Annotated in this window: 17 protein-coding genes; 16 read left to right on the top strand and 1 reads right to left on the bottom strand. The window is 35.8% G+C overall.

What is annotated here, in order from left to right:
• Positions 1–12 precede the first annotated feature (12 nt).
• The 15 genes from rfbA (at position 13) to CJF42_RS27470 (ending at position 17,282) form a co-directional block, all read left to right on the top strand.
• Positions 13–894: a glucose-1-phosphate thymidylyltransferase RfbA gene (gene rfbA, locus CJF42_RS12130; protein ID WP_095366937.1), complete on the top strand. Its 882-nt coding sequence runs from the start codon at positions 13–15 to the stop codon at positions 892–894.
• On the top strand, positions 891–1,436 hold the full coding sequence (gene rfbC, locus CJF42_RS12135; RefSeq protein ID WP_095366938.1) for a dTDP-4-dehydrorhamnose 3,5-epimerase: 546 nt from the start codon (positions 891–893) through the stop codon (positions 1,434–1,436). Before rfbA ends, rfbC begins: the two co-directional genes overlap by 4 nt.
• A 13-nt stretch (positions 1,437–1,449) precedes the next feature.
• On the top strand, positions 1,450–2,517 hold the full coding sequence (gene rfbB / locus CJF42_RS12140; RefSeq protein WP_095366939.1) for a dTDP-glucose 4,6-dehydratase: 1,068 nt from the start codon (positions 1,450–1,452) through the stop codon (positions 2,515–2,517).
• Entirely contained in the window at positions 2,517–3,368 is an 852-nt protein-coding gene (gene rfbD, locus CJF42_RS12145; protein WP_095366940.1) for a dTDP-4-dehydrorhamnose reductase, read from the top strand. The genes rfbB and rfbD overlap by 1 nt, the downstream gene beginning before the upstream one ends.
• Positions 3,369–3,521: 153 nt before the next feature.
• On the top strand, positions 3,522–4,691 hold the full coding sequence (locus CJF42_RS12150; RefSeq protein WP_095366941.1) for a nucleotide sugar dehydrogenase: 1,170 nt from the start codon (positions 3,522–3,524) through the stop codon (positions 4,689–4,691).
• 44 nt (positions 4,692–4,735) lie between these two features.
• Entirely contained in the window at positions 4,736–5,752 is a 1,017-nt protein-coding gene (galE, locus tag CJF42_RS12155) for a UDP-glucose 4-epimerase GalE (RefSeq protein WP_095366942.1), read from the top strand.
• A 468-nt stretch (positions 5,753–6,220) separates the two neighbouring features.
• Complete coding sequence (leuA, locus tag CJF42_RS12160) at positions 6,221–7,768, top strand: 2-isopropylmalate synthase (protein WP_095366943.1); 1,548 nt, start codon at positions 6,221–6,223, stop codon at positions 7,766–7,768.
• Positions 7,769–7,773: 5 nt separating this feature from the next.
• A complete protein-coding gene (gene leuB / locus CJF42_RS12165) occupies positions 7,774–8,853 on the top strand; it encodes a 3-isopropylmalate dehydrogenase (protein ID WP_502694789.1) in 1,080 nt (359 codons plus the stop codon).
• Positions 8,854–8,972: 119 nt separating this feature from the next.
• On the top strand, positions 8,973–10,373 hold the full coding sequence (gene leuC, locus CJF42_RS12170) for a 3-isopropylmalate dehydratase large subunit (RefSeq protein WP_095366944.1): 1,401 nt from the start codon (positions 8,973–8,975) through the stop codon (positions 10,371–10,373).
• Positions 10,373–10,996, top strand: coding sequence for a 3-isopropylmalate dehydratase small subunit (gene leuD, locus CJF42_RS12175; RefSeq protein ID WP_095366945.1), 624 nt, complete (start codon positions 10,373–10,375; stop codon positions 10,994–10,996). Before leuC ends, leuD begins: the two co-directional genes overlap by 1 nt.
• 197 nt (positions 10,997–11,193) lie before the next feature.
• Entirely contained in the window at positions 11,194–11,814 is a 621-nt protein-coding gene (locus tag CJF42_RS12180) for a trimeric intracellular cation channel family protein (protein ID WP_095366946.1), read from the top strand.
• A 258-nt stretch (positions 11,815–12,072) separates the two neighbouring features.
• Positions 12,073–13,596: a YifB family Mg chelatase-like AAA ATPase gene (locus CJF42_RS12185; RefSeq protein WP_095366947.1), complete on the top strand. Its 1,524-nt coding sequence runs from the start codon at positions 12,073–12,075 to the stop codon at positions 13,594–13,596.
• 153 nt (positions 13,597–13,749) lie between these two features.
• On the top strand, positions 13,750–15,459 hold the full coding sequence (locus CJF42_RS12190) for an SEL1-like repeat protein (protein ID WP_095366948.1): 1,710 nt from the start codon (positions 13,750–13,752) through the stop codon (positions 15,457–15,459).
• 203 nt (positions 15,460–15,662) lie between these two features.
• Entirely contained in the window at positions 15,663–16,979 is a 1,317-nt protein-coding gene (gene mltF / locus CJF42_RS12195) for a membrane-bound lytic murein transglycosylase MltF (RefSeq protein WP_095366949.1), read from the top strand.
• 135 nt (positions 16,980–17,114) lie between these two features.
• Positions 17,115–17,282 (top strand): hypothetical protein, encoded by a 168-nt coding sequence (locus CJF42_RS27470; RefSeq protein ID WP_170940593.1) that lies wholly within the window; start codon positions 17,115–17,117, stop codon positions 17,280–17,282.
• Positions 17,283–17,390: 108 nt separating this feature from the next.
• On the opposite strand, the gene tadA is transcribed toward CJF42_RS27470, so the two are convergent.
• Positions 17,391–17,894, bottom strand: coding sequence for a tRNA adenosine(34) deaminase TadA (gene tadA / locus CJF42_RS12200; protein ID WP_212668813.1), 504 nt, complete (start codon positions 17,892–17,894; stop codon positions 17,391–17,393).
• A 269-nt stretch (positions 17,895–18,163) separates the two neighbouring features.
• On the opposite strand from tadA, the gene CJF42_RS12205 reads away from it, so the two are divergent.
• Positions 18,164–19,468, top strand: coding sequence for an inosine/guanosine kinase (locus tag CJF42_RS12205; RefSeq protein ID WP_095366950.1), 1,305 nt, complete (start codon positions 18,164–18,166; stop codon positions 19,466–19,468).
• Positions 19,469–19,690 lie beyond the last annotated feature (222 nt).

Raw genomic sequence — 19,690 nt, forward strand, 5'->3', positions numbered from 1 at the left:
AAGAGATAAGACATGCGAAAAGGTATAATTTTAGCTGGTGGTAGCGGCACCCGTTTATATCCTCTGACTAAGGTAGTGAGTAAGCAACTCATGCCTGTATATGATAAGCCTATGGTGTATTATCCGCTAGCAACTTTAATGCAGGCAGGCATTAAAGAAGTGTTATTAATATCTACACCAGATGAAATAAGTCGATTTGAAGATCTTTTAGGTAATGGTGATAATTTTGGTATTCGCATTTCATATAAAGTGCAGCCTAGCCCTGATGGGTTAGCACAAGCATTTCTGTTGGCTGAAGAGTTTTTAGATGGCTCTGCAGCAGCATTGATTCTTGGTGATAATATGTTTTATGGTCACGATTTAGTGAAGTCACTTAGAAGTGCTAATACTCAAGCTGCAGGTGGAACAGTCTTTGGTTATCACGTTGCTAACCCACAAGCTTATGGCGTTGTTGAGTTTGATGATTCTGGTACGGCTGTTTCAATTGAAGAAAAGCCTCTAACTCCTAAATCAAATTATGCGGTGCCAGGTCTATACTTTTTTGATGAACGCGTTGTTGAATTTGCAAAAAAAGTCAAACCTTCATCGCGTGGTGAATTAGAAATTACTGATGTGATAGATCAATACTTAAAATTAGGTGAATTAAAAGTAGAGATCATGGGACGTGGTACCGCTTGGTTAGATACCGGTACTCATGATGACTTATTAGCTGCGGCCCAATTTATTGCCACGATAGATAAGCGTCAAGGCTTAAAGGTAAATTGTCCTGAAGAGGTTGCTTTTAGAAATGGTTGGATTTCACCAGAAAAGCTGCGCTATATCGCCGAGCCTTTACGAAAAAGCGGCTATGGTGAATATTTATTAAAACTGCTAGATGAGAAAGTATTTTCATGAAGTATATTGAGACAGAAATTAATGATGTGAAGATTATTGAACCACAAGTCTTTGGTGACGAACGTGGTTTTTTCATGGAAACATTTCGAGTTGATGAGTTTAATAAGAGTTGTGTTGAACGACATTTTGTTCAAGAAAATCATAGTAAATCAGCTCATGGTATTTTGCGTGGCTTGCATTATCAATTAAAACAAACACAAGGTAAATTAGTGAGAGTAACCTCTGGTGAGGTATATGATGTTGCAGTTGATATGCGAAAGTCATCTCCTACCTATGGTCAGCATGTTGGTGTGATATTATCGGCTGAAAATAAGCGTCAATTGTGGGTGCCTGAAGGATTTGCTCATGGTTTTTATGTTATGAGTGAATCAGCTGAGTTTGTTTATAAGTGTACTGATTATTATGCACCTGAACATGAAGTATCTTTACTGTGGAATGATCCAGAATTAAAAATAAACTGGCCTTTAGTTGAGGGTATATCGCCTTCCCTATCAGCTAAAGATAAAGTGGGTTTATTGTTTGCCGATGCTCCAAGCTTTTAAATTAGAGAATATAATGAAGAAAACTATTTTTATAACTGGTGGTGCAGGATTTATTGGCTCCGCACTTATACGATTTTTGATAAATGAAACGACTCATACAGTTATAAACTTTGATAAATTAACTTATGCAGGAAATTTAGAATCTTTAAAGTCAATTGAAAGCTCTGACCGTTATCATTTTGTACAAGGTGATATTTGTGAACGTGCTGTTTTAAATGGTGTACTTGCTCAATACCAGCCTGACTTTATAATGCATTTAGCAGCTGAAAGTCATGTTGATCGTTCTATTGATGGTCCTGGTGAGTTTATTAAAACAAATATTGTTGGCACATACGAGTTATTAGAAGCATCCCGTCAATACTATTCACAACTTAATGATACTAAAAAAACTATTTTTCGTTTTCATCATATTTCTACAGATGAAGTGTATGGTGATCTCGATGATAAGAAGCTATTTACTGAAGAAACCTCCTACGAGCCGAGCTCACCTTATTCAGCTTCAAAAGCAGCATCTGACCATTTAGTTCGTGCATGGTACCGCACTTATGATTTTCCTGTTGTGTTAACTAATTGCTCAAACAACTATGGGTCATATCATTTTCCTGAAAAACTAATCCCTTTAATTATTTTAAATGCATTAGATGGTAAGAAATTACCTATTTATGGTGATGGTAAGCAAGTACGGGATTGGTTGTATGTAGAAGATCATGCTAGAGCACTATATAAAGTAGTAACTGAAGGTAGATTAGGAGAAACATATAATATAGGTGGTTTTAATGAGAAGCAAAATATAGAAGTTGTAAAAACTATATGTAATCACTTAAATGATTTAATTATTGATAAACCAAATGGTTTAAAAGACTTTCAAGAGTTGATTACTTTTGTAGCTGATCGCCCAGGTCATGATGAAAGATACGCAATAGATGCAACTAAAATCAATAAAGAGCTAGGTTGGTATCCAGAAGAAACATTTGGATCCGGCATTCTTAAAACTGTAAAATGGTATTTAGATAATTTAGAGTGGTGTCGTCACGTGCAAGACGGCAGCTACCAGCGAGAGCGACTGGGTGATAATAGCTAATGAAAGCATTAATTATTGGTAAAAATGGTCAAGTCGCTTGGGAGTTGATACAAGCTTGTCCTAAGCATGTTCACGCGAAAGCATTAGGTCGTAATGAAATAAATATTACAAATATTGAATCAATACTTCAAACAGTTAAAAACTTCAAACCTGAAGTTATTATAAATGCATCTGCTTATACGGCTGTCGACAGGGCTGAAAGTGAGGAGGCTCTTGCTTTTCAAATTAATAAAAATGCTGTTGAAAACTTAGCCTTGGTTGCTAAAAAATATAATATCCGTTTCATTCATATATCTACTGATTTTGTATTTGATGGAACTCAAAATAGCGCTTACCGAGTTGATGATGAAACTAATCCCATTAATGTTTATGGAGCATCTAAGTTAGCTGGTGAAGAAGTAATTAAAAGGGTTTACCCTGAAAACTCAATTATTATACGAACATCTTGGGTTTATTCTACTCACGGTAATAATTTTGTAAAAACGATACTACGCTTGATGGCTGAAAAAGAGTCATTAAATATTGTCAGCGATCAAATAGGGAGTCCAACATATGCTAAAGGTTTGGCTGAATATATTTGGCAACAGGCTGAATTAGATTCAGACGGAGTTATTCAAAACTACAGCGATGTAGGGGCTGTAAGTTGGTATGATTTTGCTATAGAAATTCAAAATATAGCTTTTCAAAAAGGAATCCTAAGCAAGACAATCCCGATTAATCCAATTTTTAGCTCTGAGTACCCTACTTTGGCTATTAGGCCTAAGTTCAGCGTGTTAAAATTAGACCTTATAAATAAAATAAACTGGCGTGATAACTTAATATTATTTATGGACTTGAATTCCTTTGATTGATCCATATGTTAAAACTTCTAAACTTAATTAGCTAATGAATATCATAATAGCAATATAGAACGAGGAGTGAGTTCGCAGTGGACGTTATATTGAGAGCAACTCCCGCGATAGCGTTTATGATGAGGTTGTAAATTTAAATATGTGGGAAATAAAATGAAAATAGCAATAGCCGGGACTGGCTATGTCGGTTTGTCGAATGCAGTATTATTAGCGCAAAACAATGAAGTGATTGCGGTTGATATCATTCAAGAAAAAATTGATTTAATCAATGATAAAAAATCTCCTATTTCTGATGTCGAAATTGAAGATTTTTTAGTAAATAAAGATCTGAATTTAACTGCAACGACAGATAAAAACTTAGCATATAAAGATGCTGAATTTGTAGTGATAGCAACACCAACAGATTACGACCCTCAAACGAATTATTTTAATACCAATTCAGTTGAAGCTGTTATTAAAGACGTTATTGCTATTAATCCAAATGCGGTAATGATTATAAAATCAACCGTGCCAGTTGGCTTTACCAAAACGATAAAAGCTCAGTTTGAATGTGATAACATCATATTTTCACCTGAATTTTTAAGAGAAGGTAAAGCGCTTTACGATAACTTACATCCATCTCGTATCATCGTGGGTGAAGATTCTAAGAGAGCTAGTACATTTGCTAATTTATTGGCAGGAGGTGCGATACGTGTTGATATTCCTATTTTATTAACTGACTCTACGGAAGCAGAAGCTGTTAAATTATTTTCAAATACTTATTTAGCGATGCGTGTTGCTTATTTTAATGAGTTAGATAGTTATGCTGAATCTCATGATTTAAATACACAACATATAATAGATGGTGTAGGTTTAGACCCGCGTATAGGGACCCATTATAATAACCCGTCATTTGGTTATGGTGGTTATTGTTTACCTAAAGATACTAAGCAACTACGAGCTAATTATAAAGATGTACCTAACTCATTAATTGGTGCTATTGTTGATGCAAATAGCACCCGTAAAGATCATATTGCTGATTCAATTATAAAACGAAATCCTGAAGTCGTGGGGGTATATCGTTTAATTATGAAGTCTGGTTCAGATAATTTTAGAGCTTCTGCCATTCAAGGCATAATGAAGCGTATAAAAGCAAAAGGCATTAAAGTTGTAGTGTTTGAACCTGAGCTAAAAGAAAAAGAGTTTTTTCATTCAGAAGTGATGACTGACTTAAATGAATTTAAAAATGTATCTGATGTAATAGTTTCAAATCGTATGTCAGTTGATTTAGATGATGTCGCTGACAAAGTATATACTCGAGATTTATTTGGTTCTGACTCTTAAGGTAATTTAAAAACTTTTTTAAAGCTTTTTATAAGGAAAGTAAAATGTCGATTTTAGTTACCGGTGGTGCAGGATATATTGGTTCACACACTGTTTTAGAGTTATTACAACAAGGCGAAGACGTTGTTGTTGTTGATAATTTAGCAAATTCATCACAAGAGTCTCTTAAGCGTGTTGCAGAACTTACAGGTAAAGCCTGTACTTTTTATCAAGGTGATATTTTAGATAAAGCCTTTTTAGCTTCTGTTTTTGCTGAACACTCAATAAATAGTGTGATGCATTTTGCTGGATTAAAAGCAGTTGGTGAGTCAACTGTGAAGCCAGTTGAATATTACCAAGTGAATGTACAAGGTACGCTAACTTTATTAGATGCGATGCGTGATGCAAATGTATTTAAGTTGGTATTTAGTTCATCTGCCACTGTTTATGGTGATCCGGCTAGTTTACCAATTAAAGAAGACTTTCCTGTAGGTGGTACCACAAATCCTTATGGTACTTCTAAACTGATGGTAGAAATGATTCTGCAAGATGTTGCTAAATCAGACGAGCGTTGGTCGTTCGCTATTTTACGTTACTTTAATCCGGTTGGTGCTCATGAGTCTGGCTTGATTGGTGAAGATCCAAATGGCATTCCTAATAACTTATTGCCTTATATTTCACAGGTTGCTGTTGGTAAATTAAAAGAGTTAGCTGTATTTGGTGATGATTATGATACTAAAGACGGTACTGGCGTACGTGATTATATTCATGTAGTTGATTTAGCCATAGGTCATTTAAAAGCGCTTAACAAAGTCAATGCTGAAGCGGGTACTCATGTGTTTAATTTGGGCACTGGTAATGGTTATTCAGTTTTTGAAATGCTTAAAGCGTTTGAAAAAGCCTGTGGACATGATTTAGCTTATAAAGTGGTGCCTCGCCGCCCAGGTGATATTGCAACGTGTTATGCAGCCCCTGAAAAAGCACTTACTGAGCTAGATTGGCAAGCCGTTCGTGGTTTAAATGCTATGATGGCTGATGCGTGGCGCTGGCAAAGTAAAAATCCTCAGGGGTATGGTTCTTAGGACTAGGTACTAGGAAAAGAGTAGGAGCTAGGGGTTTTTAAGCTAAAATTTGGAGAAACCTAGAACCATTTCCGTACTTTTCTACATTAGTATATTTATTTCTTATATTTGTTAACTTGATGTTTACTTATCATTTTATTTTCACTTTATGAATTATTAAGTCTTTTTTTGTGGTTTTTATGAATTTAAATTTCTTTCTGTGTGGCTTATTTTGATCTTAAAAGAATAAATTATGCTTGCTCATTGACTTTAATGGTGATAAAAATAGCGTCATAATTTAATCATTAATTAATTAAATAAACAAATTTAACGATGCAAAAAATAATTTTAATTACACTACTTTTAAAACTGGAGCTCTTAAAAAGAGTTTGCGGGCGTTAGTGTATTTGCATCAAGTAATACAAAAAAACCCCGCATAAACTGCGGGGTTTTTTTTTGAATTTAAAGTAATTGGGCACAGGTGATAGCATGAGCGATAAAGTTTGGATTTTTGATACCACATTAAGAGATGGTGAACAGGCATTAAAAGCGAGCTTAACTGAAGATGATAAACTGCGTTTGGCACATACTATTAGCCGCCTTAATGTAGATGTGATGGAAGTCGGCTTTCCTGTATCTAGCCCAGCAGATTTTAATGCGGTTAAACGTATTGCTGAAGAAGTAAAAGGCCCTATTATTTGTGGTTTAGCGCGTGCCGTAACTAAAGATATCGAAGCGTGTGGTGAAGCATTAAAACCAGCCAAAAAAAGCAGAATTCATACCTTTATTGCAACGAGTCCTTTGCACTTGGAACATAAGCTAAGAATCACTTTAGACAAAGCAATTGACATGGCGATTAAGTCAATTAAGTTGGCACTAACTTATACTGAAGATGTTGAATTTTCTTGTGAAGATGCAGGGCGTACGCCACATGATGATTTATGCAAGGTTGTAGAAGCAGTGATTGATGCGGGGGCGACAACGATTAACTTACCAGATACTGTCGGTTATGTAACCCCTGATGAATATGCTGCGATGATTAGCTATTTGGTGGCTAATGTACCAAACATTGATAAAGCACGCTTGAGTGTGCATTGTCATAATGATTTAGGTTTAGCGGTGGCCAACTCTATTGCGGCAGTCCAAGCGGGCGCACGTCAAATTGAATGTACAGTAAATGGTATAGGTGAGCGTGCAGGTAACTGTTCGTTAGAAGAAGTGGCAATGATAATGCAAATGCGTAGCGATCACTTAGGTGTTAATTGTGACATTCAAAGCGAAGAGATTTATCACGCATCTCGTCAAGTTAGTCAAATTTGTAATATGCCTGTACAGCCAAATAAGGCGATAGTGGGTGAAAATGCATTTGCCCATAGTTCTGGTATTCATCAAGATGGTGTCTTAAAAGCGCAAAATACATATGAGATTATGGCACCAGAAACTGTAGGTGTGCCTAATAATCAATTGAATATGACGTCACGTTCGGGTCGACATGTCATTCAGCATAGGTTAACGGAGTTAGGTTACCAAGATGGTGATTATGAGATGGATACCTTATACCAAAGTTTTATCGCTTTAGCTGATAAAAAAGGGTCTGTATACGATTACGATCTTGAAGCGATGATCTACTTCAATAAAATTTCAGACAATAATGATTATTACCAACTTGAGTTTTTAAATACTACGACTAATTCGCAAACTGTAGCCAGTGCGACAGTAGGATTAAAAGTCAATGGTGAGTTATTTACCCACGCGGCTACAGGAAATGGTCCGGTCGAAGCCGCTTACACTGCCATGAAAAACATCACGAAAATGGACACTAAAATGTGTAAGTATCATTTAGATGCCACTGGTAAAGGTGAAAGTTCATTAGGTCAGGTTGATATTATTACTGAATATCAAGACCGACAATATCACGGTGCAGGTTTAGCATCTGATGTAGTTGAATCATCGGTTCGTGCCATGATCCATGTATATAATTTAATTAATCGTGCACAGCAAGTTATGTGTTTAAAGCAGCAGAAGAAAGCAGGATAAGAGAAATGATTACTCAAAAAGAATATAATATTGCAGTGTTAGCCGGGGATGGCATAGGTCCTGAAATCATGAATGCAGCAGAGCAAGTACTTGATGTTGTGTGTGGTAAATTTAATTTAAAGCTTAATCGTGAACATCATGCAATTGGTGGTGCTGCAATTGATAAATTTGGTGAAGCATTACCAGAGTCTACATTAGCCGCCTGTGATAAAGCAGATGCTATTTTATTTGGTTCGGTAGGTGGTCCCAAATGGGCTGATTTACCACCACAAAAACAGCCGGAGCGAGGCTCGTTATTACCACTTCGTAAGCACTTTAACTTATTTTGTAATTTACGCCCAGCTCAGTTATTACCTGCTTTAAGTGCTGCTTCACCACTTCGTGCAGATATCAGCGAAAAAGGTTTTGATATTTTATGCGTGCGTGAATTAACTGGCGGAATTTACTTTGGTGAAAAAGGTCGTTCAGGTGAAGGCGCGCAAGAGTTTGCATTTGATACACAAAAATATTCACGCTTTGAAATAGAACGCATTGCTAAATTTGCTTTTGAAGCGGCTAAGTTACGTAGTAATAAGGTCACTTCGGTAGATAAATCGAATGTATTAGCGTCAAGTATTTTATGGCGTGAAGTCGTAACTGAAGTGTCAAAAGACTATCCAGAAGTAAAACTTGATTATATTTATGTTGATAACGCAGCTATGCAGTTAGTAAAAGATCCTGCGCAATTTGATGTGCTTTTATGTGATAACTTATTTGGTGATATTTTATCTGATGAATGTGCCATGATCACAGGTTCTATGGGTTTATTACCTTCAGCAAGCTTAAATCAAACTGGTTTTGGTTTATATGAACCTGCTGGTGGTTCTGCACCTGATATTGCAGGAAAAGGCATTGCAAACCCAATTGCACAAATTTTAAGTGCAGCACTAATGTTACGTTATTCTCTTAAGCAAGAAGAAGCGGCTCGTGCAATTGAAAAGGCAGTAGCAGAAACTGTTAAAGCTGGCATAGGCACACAAGATATTTATTCTAACGAGCGTTACACAACAAGTGATGTAGCTGCGGCGATTGTAGAAAGAATTTAACTTTCTGCAAAGTCAGCGCCTACCATAAGAGGTTATTTATGTTGGTAGGCGGGGATTTATCCGCGCAGCAGGTTAAACGTAAAGTATTTAGATAAAAAGATTTTGGGGCGAAACAAGTAATGGCACAAACTTTATATGACAAAATTTGGCAGTCGCATACTGTCACAGCAATAAATAATGAAACAGATTTATTATATATAGATAGACATTTAGTACATGAAGTCACTTCTCCTCAAGCATTTTCAGGTTTACGCGAACAAAACCGTCCTGTGAGAAGAACAGATAAAACATTTGCGACTATGGATCATAATATTTCGACCAAAGTTCGTAAAATCTCAGCTGCAAGTGAAGTTGCACAAAATCAGTTAAATGCTTTAACTGACAACTGTGAACAGTTTGGCGTACCGCTTTATGATTTAAACTCTATTGAGCAAGGAATTGCTCATGTTGTAGGTCCTGAGCAGGGAATTACTTTGCCTGGTACAACAATCGTATGTGGCGATAGCCATACATCAACTCACGGTGCATTTGGTGCACTAGCTCACGGTATTGGTACATCTGAAGTTGAACATGTTTTAGCAACACAGACTTTACAGCAGAAAAAAGCCCGTTCTCTTAAAATTCAAATTGATGGCATTTTAAAGCCAACTGTTACCTCTAAAGATTTAATCATGGCAGTAATTGGTGAGCTAGGTACGGCTGGCGGTACAGGTTTTGTCGCAGAGTTTTGTGGTACGGGCATTGAAGCGCTTTCAATGGAAGCACGTATGACCCTATGTAATATGAGTATTGAAATGGGCGCAAAAGCAGGTTTAATTGCACCGGATCAAACAACTTATGATTATTTAGAAGGTCGCCCATTTTCACCTAAAGGTGATGATTGGCAAGCAGCAGTTGAATATTGGTCAACACTAGCATCAGATGAAGGCGCAGAGTTTGATCATGTTGTTGTAATGCATGCTGATAATATTCAACCACAAGTTACTTGGGGCACAAGTCCTGAACAAGTAATAGGTATTGATGAGATCATTCCAGATCCAGATAAAGAAACAGATCTAATTAAAGCTGATGCAATTCGCCGTGCACTTGCCTATATGGATTTAAAAGCAGGTCAAACAATTGCTGATGTTGCGATAGATACGGTATTTATTGGTTCATGTACTAATAGCCGAATTGAAGATTTACGTGCGGCAGCACAAATTGTAGAAGGCAAGCAAGTTGTAAATGGCATTGAAGCTTTGATCGTTCCCGGTTCTGGTTTAGTTAAAAAACAAGCCGAAGAGGAAGGTTTAGCTGATATTTTTAAAGCTGCGGGCTTTGAATGGCGTGAGCCAGGTTGTTCTATGTGTTTAGCCATGAATGACGATAGATTAGAAGCTGGAAAACGTTGTGCATCTACTTCAAATCGTAACTTTGAAGGTCGTCAAGGTCGTGGTGGTAGAACACACTTAGTAAGTCCTGCAATGGCAGCAGCAGCAGCTGTTTATGGTAAATTTGTAGATATCAGAGGAGAAGCATAATGACTGCAAGTAATGAAGTTTATCACTCAGGTTTATTAGCGCCTTTAGATAAAAATAATGTAGATACTGATCAAATTATTCCAAAGCAATTTTTAACATCAACGAGTCGAGATGGTTTTGATGCTGCTTTATTTTATGATTGGCGCTATCTAGATAATGGTGATCAAAATCCAGAATTCATTTTAAATGAAGCGTGTTATCAAGGTGCGACAGTATTATTAACTCGCGATAACTTTGGTTGTGGTTCATCTCGTGAACATGCGCCTTGGGCGTTAAAACAGTATGGTTTTACTGTGATCCTTGCTGAAAGTTTTGCAGATATCTTTTTTAATAACTGTATGAATAATCAAATGTTAGTCATTGCTTTACCTGAGGTTACATTAGATAAATTATTTGCAATTAGCGAGCAATGTTTTGCAGATAAACAAGATATTCAAATTAATGTCGATCTACAAAATCAGCAATTGATCAGTGATAGATTTGAACCAATCGACTTTGATATTCGCCCTGATATTAAACAGCGTTTATTAAGTGGTTTAGATTTTATTGGTGTAACTGAAACATTTAATCCTCAAATTGATGCGTTTGAAGCACAGCTGAAAAAACAGCGTCCTTGGCAGTAGATAGAAAAATAGCGAATTTTTAGATGAAGATTCGCTTTTGTTAAACTCTCCCTAACTCAAATCGAACATTCTTCATTTTCGTACTGTTAAGGTTAATTTTAGAGTGTCATAATCTCATTTACTAACTTATTTCTCGCAAATATTTTTCATTTATTGCATATTAACTTCATTATATTAGTTAATTTATTTTGATTCTTATGGACTCTTTATTTCATTGGTGTGATCTGATAGGTGTTGCCGTTTTTGCTGTTTCTGGGACTTTAGTTGCGTATCGTAAGAAGCTTGATGGTTTTGGTGTGGTTGTATTAGCTTCGGTTACTGCTATTGGTGGTGGTACGGTGCGTGATGTGATTTTAGATGCGCCTGTGTTTTGGTTGCAAGATCAAAGCTATTTATATTCTATTTTTGTTGCCGCTTTTATTACTATTGTATGGGTTAATAAAAATAAAGACTTCCCTCAAATAGTATTAGAAGTAGCTGATGCACTCGGTTTAGCTTTTTTTGTTGTGATGGGTGTTCAAAAAGCGTTAGATTATGGTGTTCAAGATATGACTGCTGTATTGATGGGAACAATTACATGTTGTTTTGGTGGCATGATCAGAGATGTATTAGCTAGGCAGACACCTATGGTGCTTAAAAGTGAGCTTTATGCTACGACATGTATTTTTGGTGGCATTATTTATACTCAAAGCTTAAATTTTTCTGTTAATACTGAAGTTGCTATGGTTTTAGGCATGTTAGCGACCTTATTACTGCGTTTAGGTGCATTAAAATGGGGTTGGAGTTTACCTGTATTTCGCCATGTTAAGACAAAGTAATTAGCAAAATTACAAGCTATCGGTTAGGTGCAGATTAAATTATCCGAAGGATTCGGCTAAAAGTATTTTATTCTTTGTGGAGTCGTATTTACTTAGAATGACTAGGCTACACACTACTCGCCGCGACTAAAATACTTTTATCTCGAACAAAATTTAACCCTGAAAGATCAACAGGCCCTAATGTGCTTTTAATAAAATACTTGCTCACTGGGCAATCTTTACTAAGCTTATATTAACTCTCTAAAATGAGGACAGGGAATGTCTTTTGCCAGAACTTTTTCAAGAGCACTATTGGGGATGCAGGCTCCTGAAGTAGTTGTTGAAGTCCATTTAAGTAATGGTTTACCAAGCTTTAGTATTGTTGGTTTACCAGAAACTTCAGTGAAAGAATCAAAAGATCGTGTTCGTAGTGCGTTAGTCAATTCCAATTTTATTTTTCCAGATAGCAGAATAACCGTTAATTTAGCGCCAGCAGATTTACCCAAAGACGGGGGGCGCTTTGATTTGGCGATTGCGGTAGGGATTTTACTTGCCTCTGGACAGATGCAAAATACTGATATGGACAATTATGAATTCTACGGTGAGCTAGCGCTTAGCGGTGAAGTGAGAACTGTTCGTGCTATTTTACCCTCAATTATGGCTGCAACGAGTGTAAATCGGTGCTGTTTTATACCTCAAGTTGATGATGAGTTGGCAAGTTTAATTGAGAATGCAAACCGTAAAGCAATTACAAGTTTACAAGAAGTTTGGCTTGATCTTAGTGGTCAGCAAGCACTTCCTTTTAATCAAATTTATAACAATGAAAATATGAGTAATGTGGAAAGCCCACAAAGTGAATTTGATCTTTGTGATGTGAAAGGTCAGCAACAAGGTAAGCGTGCATTAGAGATAGCGGCTGCAGGGTCTCATAATTTACTTTTTCTTGGTCCTCCAGGTACGGGGAAGTCTATGTTAGCGCAAAGAATGACGGGAATAATGTCAGAAATGACTAATAGTGAAGCACTTGAAACAGCAGCTGTTTATTCTATTACAGGTCAGCAGGTTAACTTACAAAACTGGAAAAAACGCCCTTTTAGAAATCCGCACCATACCTGTTCAGCTGTTGCTTTGGTTGGTGGTTCTTCCACACCAAAGCCTGGGGAAATCAGTTTATCCCATAATGGTATTTTATTTTTGGATGAATTACCCGAATTTGACCGAAAAGTGCTAGACAGTTTAAGAGAGCCAATGGAAACGGGAAAGGTAATGATATCTCGCGCCGCAAGACAAAGTGAGTTTCCTGCTCGATTTCAGCTTATCGCAGCTTTAAATCCGAGTCCAACAGGCTGCCATACGGATAAAAGAGCAAGCCCAGATCAAGTGCTTAAGTACTTATCTAAAATATCAGGACCTTTTATCGATAGGATAGATCTACAAGTTGAGTTACCTAAACTATCAAGTAAAAAATTACAATCCCAAGAAGTAGGAGAGACCAGTAAACAAGTTAAAAATAGGGTTGATACGGCACGAAAAATACAATTAAATCGGCAAAATAAAGCAAATGCTCATTTAACAAATAAAGAAATTTCAAAATACTGTATATTGGACGAAAAGTCCTTAAGTTACCTAGCAAAAGTGAGTGAAAAATTAGGTTTATCACCTCGTTCCTATCATCGAATAATAAAAGTGTCTCGCACAATTGCCGACTTAAACTCCTGCCAACATATAGATATTGCACATTTAAAAGAAGCGCTCAGTTATCGTTGTTTTGAGCGTTTTTTAGCACAATTAGCCAAAGTCTAAACTAATATTTACGTTATTTATATATGTTTATAGTTACATGTAAACTTCTCATTTGCACCTTTGTTTACCAGCTGTTAACATCATTATCCAAGTGGCTTTTTTTTTGTGTAATTATATTTCCAAAGCCGTATCACTTAAAACAAGGAGACTCAGTTGAATAAATTTATTTTTCTTTTTGCTGTCTTAAACAGCCCTGTTTTATTAGCAAATGCGACCCAAGCGATGGATGCGTATTTAAATCAAGATTATCAAAAAGCTTTTGAACTATATGAGCAAACAGCATCATTAGGTCATTCTAAGAGTCAGTTTAATTTAGGTGTACAATACTTAAGAGGACAAGGTGTAAAGCAAAATAAATTAACAGCTTATGCCTACTTTTCACTCGCTTTAGATAATGGTTTTATGATGGCAAAACAAGCACGTAAATCTGTTGCAAAGCGTTTATCTGAAAGTGAGTTAGTACAAGCAAAAACACAAGTTCGGGAGTTAATGGCTCTATATGGACAAAATGGTTCTCAAAATATAGACACTGCTTTGAATAATAATAATAGTTATAACCCGCCACCTAGACGTAGTAAAAATCCTGAAGTCGAGTATCCTTCATTGTTAGCAAAAGATGGCATCCCAGGTTTTGCATCTTATATTTTTGATATTGATAGGAATGGTGTACCTAGAGACTTAATATTACTTAACTCTTATCCTGAAAAAGAGTTTGGTGAAAGCGTTAAAGATAAGTTAGAAAATTCTCGTTATCAAATAATTAAAATAACGGGTACTTTGAGACAATTTTCTAATGCACAATTCTCAGGTGTTTTTAAAAGTGAAGAAATACCAGATAAAATTCTCAGCCGCATCAATAAAAAGAAAAAAGCTTTATATGCTAAAGCGCGTTCTGGTGATATTACAGCACAGGCTGAATTAGCTGATTTGTTAGATCTAATGAGTGAACTGCCTGAATATTCAGTGGCTTTACCTAAATCTGAAATAGAATCTAAAAAAATGCCCGAACAAGTTTTTTTAGTTGATGATTCTCAACCTGTTTTTAAATATAACAGTGATATGAATGATGACTTTTTTAATTTTAGTTATCTAGTTTGGTTAAACCCTGATGGAAAAGTAACTCGGTATGAAACTCATAAGCATGGTGACATTCCAAAAAGATTAAAACAAAATGCAGAAATAACCATAAATGATTGGCAGTTGAAATTTTCACAACCTCAAAATGTAACTCATGTTCAAGGACCTTATTTAGCACAGTTTTTTTATAATAATAGTAAGCGTAATAAAACGTTTTCTAATTATTTAAATCGCAGTCACGTGACTGTAAAGTCAATTAAGAATGTATCTAAATATGAGATAGCCAGTTATTGGCGAAAGGAAGCCGCGAAAGGTGGGCATGCGCCAAGTTTATTTGTACTAGGTGCAAATTGTAATATGCGATTATTAACTATTGCAGCTAACAATGGTTATATTCCGGCTCAAACACAAGCTGCAAAATGTGTGATGCGTATGCCTAACGCATCTGATGAAGATATTAATAATGCTAAATATTGGTTAGTTTCTTCAGCGCAAAATAATAGCTTTATTTCTAAAAGGCTATTAGCTGGCTTTTATGTCAAGCATTCAAACAATCAAGCTGAATTAGAGAAGGCGATTTTACTTGCTGAAGAAGTCGCTGATGAAATTGATGATCCCAGAGCCTATGAATATATGGCGGCAGCATCTGCTAAATTAGGGAGATTTGAGGATGCGATTGATTATCAAGAAACAGCCGTTAAAAAAGCTTGGCAAGATAACTATTTTATGTCGTCATTTGAATTAAACTTAACGAATTTTAAAAGTAATAAAGTTGCGACTTGGTAATATGCTGTTTTAGTTTGTTATAGTTAGCAAAGAGAGTACTTATGAGCATCAATGTGAATTAAACTTAACTGATTTTAAAAGTGATAAAGTAGTGGTTCTAATAGCACTGCTAAGTGGCATGATATAAAATTAAAATTGTCGATATATGGGGAGTTTCAGTTATTTTGAAAAGATGGTTTGTTGTCTTTTTTGTTTTTTTTATCATGTCATGCTCTGAGCCTGATGGACAAACTCAATTAAAAAAAATATCTACTCAAAATAAAATTAGAATAGGCACTTTAGTTGGTGCGAGTACTTTTTATCAAAGCACGAATGGCGAACAAGGTTTTGAGTTTGAGTTGGCTCGAGCTTTTGCTGATTTTATCGGTGTTGAACTTGAAATTGTACCTTTCTTTAACCTTAGCGATTTATTCCCAAGATTGGAAAGTGGCAATATAGATATTATCGCTTCGGGTTTAAGTATTAATGAAAATCGTTTAAAACAATATAGATTTTCTCCGCAATACCGTGAAATAAGCCAGAAACTTGTTTTTAAGCAAGGTGGTAAGCGACCCAGAAATTTTACGCAATTAAATGGTAATTTAACTGTGTTAGCAAAAAGTAGTCATTCGGATAGTTTAGAGCAAGCAAAGCAAAAGTTTGAACAACTGAACTGGAATGAAACCGATGATATGGATGAGTCAGAATTACTACAGGCAATTATAGATAATGAGATTGACTATACTATTGCTGATTCAAATTCCTTAGCGGTATTTAGACGTTATCATCCTGAATTGAGTATTGGCTTTTCAGTTACTAGAAATGAGCCTGTGGCTTGGATGTTAGCGAAAAATGAAGATGATTCTCTTTATGCTTTATTAATTGAATTTTTTGGTGAAATACAAAAAAATGGCCAATTAAATAGCTTAGAAGAAAAATATTTTGGTCATATAAGAGAGTTTAACTATATCAATACATTGTCTTTTATTAAGGCAATAAAAACTAAACTACCTAAATATAAACATTGGTTTGTAAAATATGCTAAAGACTTAGATTGGCGTTTATTAGCGGCTTTAAGCTATCAAGAATCTATGTGGAACCCTAGGGCTAAATCTCCTACTGGTGTACGTGGCATTATGATGATCACACAAGCAACAGCTAAGCAAGTAGGGGTGAAAAATCGTTTAGAGCCTGAGCAAAATATTCGAGGTGGTGGTATTTACATGAGTCGGCTACTTAAAAGATTACCTGATAAAATACAATATCCAGATAGGCTTTGGTTTGCATTAGCTTCATATAATGTTGGCTGGGGACATGTAAGTGATGCTAGGAAGTTAACAGGACAAGCTAATAAAAATCCAAATAAATGGGTTGATGTTAAAGATTTTTTACCATTATTAATTAAAAAACGATATTATCGTAAAGTGCGTTATGGTTATGCCAGAGGTGATGTGGCAGTTACCTACGTTGACAATATTCGTCGTTATTATGATACACTGGTTTGGTTAGATAATAATGATGGTATGAGTAGCGAAGAGTAGGCCTTTCAATTTTAATTCATAAAACTGTTAAGGAACAACAGTACACTTAATTCAATATACTGAATATCAATAATATTTATCTCTGCTAAAGTTAATTCTTTTAATTTTCTCAACTCTCACCTTTTAGGAGAAAATATGTTAAAAAGGCGAAATATACATAGATTTAAGCGAAATGTTACTAATGCAACACCTGTTAGACGTCGTATTATGATAAGAAATATACAGCGTAAAATTAATTTACGAAGAAGAATGTTTGCTTTAATGCAATCTGAAGACAGGAAGCAAACCAGTGAAGCGTGTTAATCACGCTTTAGTACCTTGTCTACGATTTTTAAATAAAATGGATAGTTTATAGCCTCATAGTTCTACTAATAGAGCGATATATTATTGAATAGGTGTTTAAATTTATTATTAAATATTGTTCCGTTGGGCTTTTTTTTTCGCTTTTATTTCTTTTCTACGGCGTTTAAAAAAATGGGATAGTTTATTGCCACATCGTTCGGCTAATACACCTGAAGTGACATCTAGCTGATGGTTCAAATCAGGATGTTTAACTAAATTCATAAGTGAGCCAGCTGAACCCGTCTTTAAATCATCAGCACCAAATACTAAACGTTCAATTCTGCTATGCACTAATAAACCAGCACACATAAAGCAAGGCTCTAAAGTCACATATAAAGTACATCCTAACATACGATAGTTTTCGAGTACTTTACCTGCCTCTCTTATGGCTAACATTTCTGCATGGGCTGATGGATCATGAGTGTTAATAGAGCGGTTCCAGCCTGTTGCTATGACTTTATTGTCTTTAACTATTATTGCACCAACGGGTATTTCACCTTCAGACTCAGCTTTGTTCGCTAGTTTGAGTGCTTCATGCATCCAATATTCATCATCAAAAATTGGTTGGGTCATAATATTCTCATCTGTCCTGAAACTCGTATCTGAAGTTACTTGGGTATACATATTATATTGAATTTTATAATCACATAAACTCATTTACAGCTTATTTATTGTAATAAGCTTGTATACCCAAGTTCTGAAACCTGCATTTCCAAGTAGCACGGATATAATTGTATGTTTTATAGCTTTATTTACTCAAAGGACTTTAGCCCTTTATAAAATGTTTGAATTTACGTTATAATTATCAGCTTTGTTATTTAAAATAGCTACACAGGTTTGTTATGAAGTTTCCTGGGCGCCGCAGGCATAAACATTATTTTCCAGTAGAAGATAAAGATCCACTTACCCAAAAGTTGATAAGTAATAACTCACTACAAAGAAGTTATATTGTAGGGATAGATCAAATCGTAGTAGACATAGAAGCTAAGGTTGATAATGATTTTATCGTTAAATTCGGCTTACATCGTGGTATGTCTCAGGTAATAGATGATGAAACCACCAATGCTTTATATCAAGAACTTCAAGAGAAAAAATTAGTGAACTATGAATTTGCTGGTGGCACCATAGGTAACACCATGCACAACTATTCTGTGTTAGCTGATGATCGTTCTGTGTTGTTGGGTGTGATGAGTGAAAATATTAAAATAGGTAGTTATGCTTATCGTTTTATTAGCAATACTTCTAGCCGTGTCGATCTTGAATATTTACAAGGTGTTGATGGTCCTATAGGACGTTGCTTTACTCTAATTGATGAGGCTGGTGAGCGTACATTTGCGATTAGTCCTGGTTTAATGAATCGTTTACACCCAGAATCTATTGATGAAAGCCTTATTGCTGGTTCTGCAGCATTAGTAATTAGTTCGTATTTAATGCGTACTGAAAAGGGCGATACTATGACACAAGCTGCAATTAAAGCTGTGAAATGCGCAAATAAAGCGGGTGTTCCAGTTGTTTTAACTCTTGGAACTAAGTTTTTAATTGAACAGGATCCCGTTTGGTGGCAAGATTTTGTGGCTGAGCATGTTGACATTTTAGCTATGAACGAAGAAGAGGGTCTGGCAATAACTGGATTTGAAGACCCATTATTAGCAGCGGATAAAGCATTAGATTGGGTTGACTTGGTTATTTGTACTGCGGGTGCACAAGGCATGTTCATTGGTGGTTATATTGATGATTGCTGGAAACGCCATACTAAACATAAGCTTATGCCTGGTGCAATTTCTGATTTTAATCAATACGAGTACTCTCGTGCCATGTTAAAAAGTGATTGTGAACAACCGCTAAAAGCGTTCACTCATAGTGCACCTTATATGGGAGGCCCTGACTCCATAAAAAATACCAATGGTGCTGGTGATGGTGCACTAGCTGCAGTATTACATGATTTAAGCTCTAATGTTTATCATAAATTAAATGTACCTAGCTCAAGCAAACACCAACAAAAAGCGTTAACTTACTCTTCGTTATCGCAAATTAGTAAATATGCTAACCGAGTTAGTTATGAGGTATTAGTACAACATTCTCCTAGATTGTCTCGCGGTTTACCTGAAAGAGAAGAGTGTTTAGATCAAGGCTATTGGGAACAGTAATTCTAAAGTGCAGACTCATTAGGTGAGATAGTTTATTCGAGTAAATTATTTCGCTTATGTATTATTTTTCTTACATATTCTAACAATTTAACTGCAAGTGACTTTTCATATCCCATCTTATTGATGATACTATATCTATGCTACTTGCTGAAATCGCAATTTTCCATGTAGCATGGGTATATAACGATATATTTTGAAAGTGTGGGAACAATATGACAATTC

It is taken from the genome of Pseudoalteromonas sp. NBT06-2 (genome assembly GCF_002276045.1).
In the GTDB taxonomy this organism is placed as follows: Bacteria; Pseudomonadota; Gammaproteobacteria; order Enterobacterales; family Alteromonadaceae; genus Pseudoalteromonas.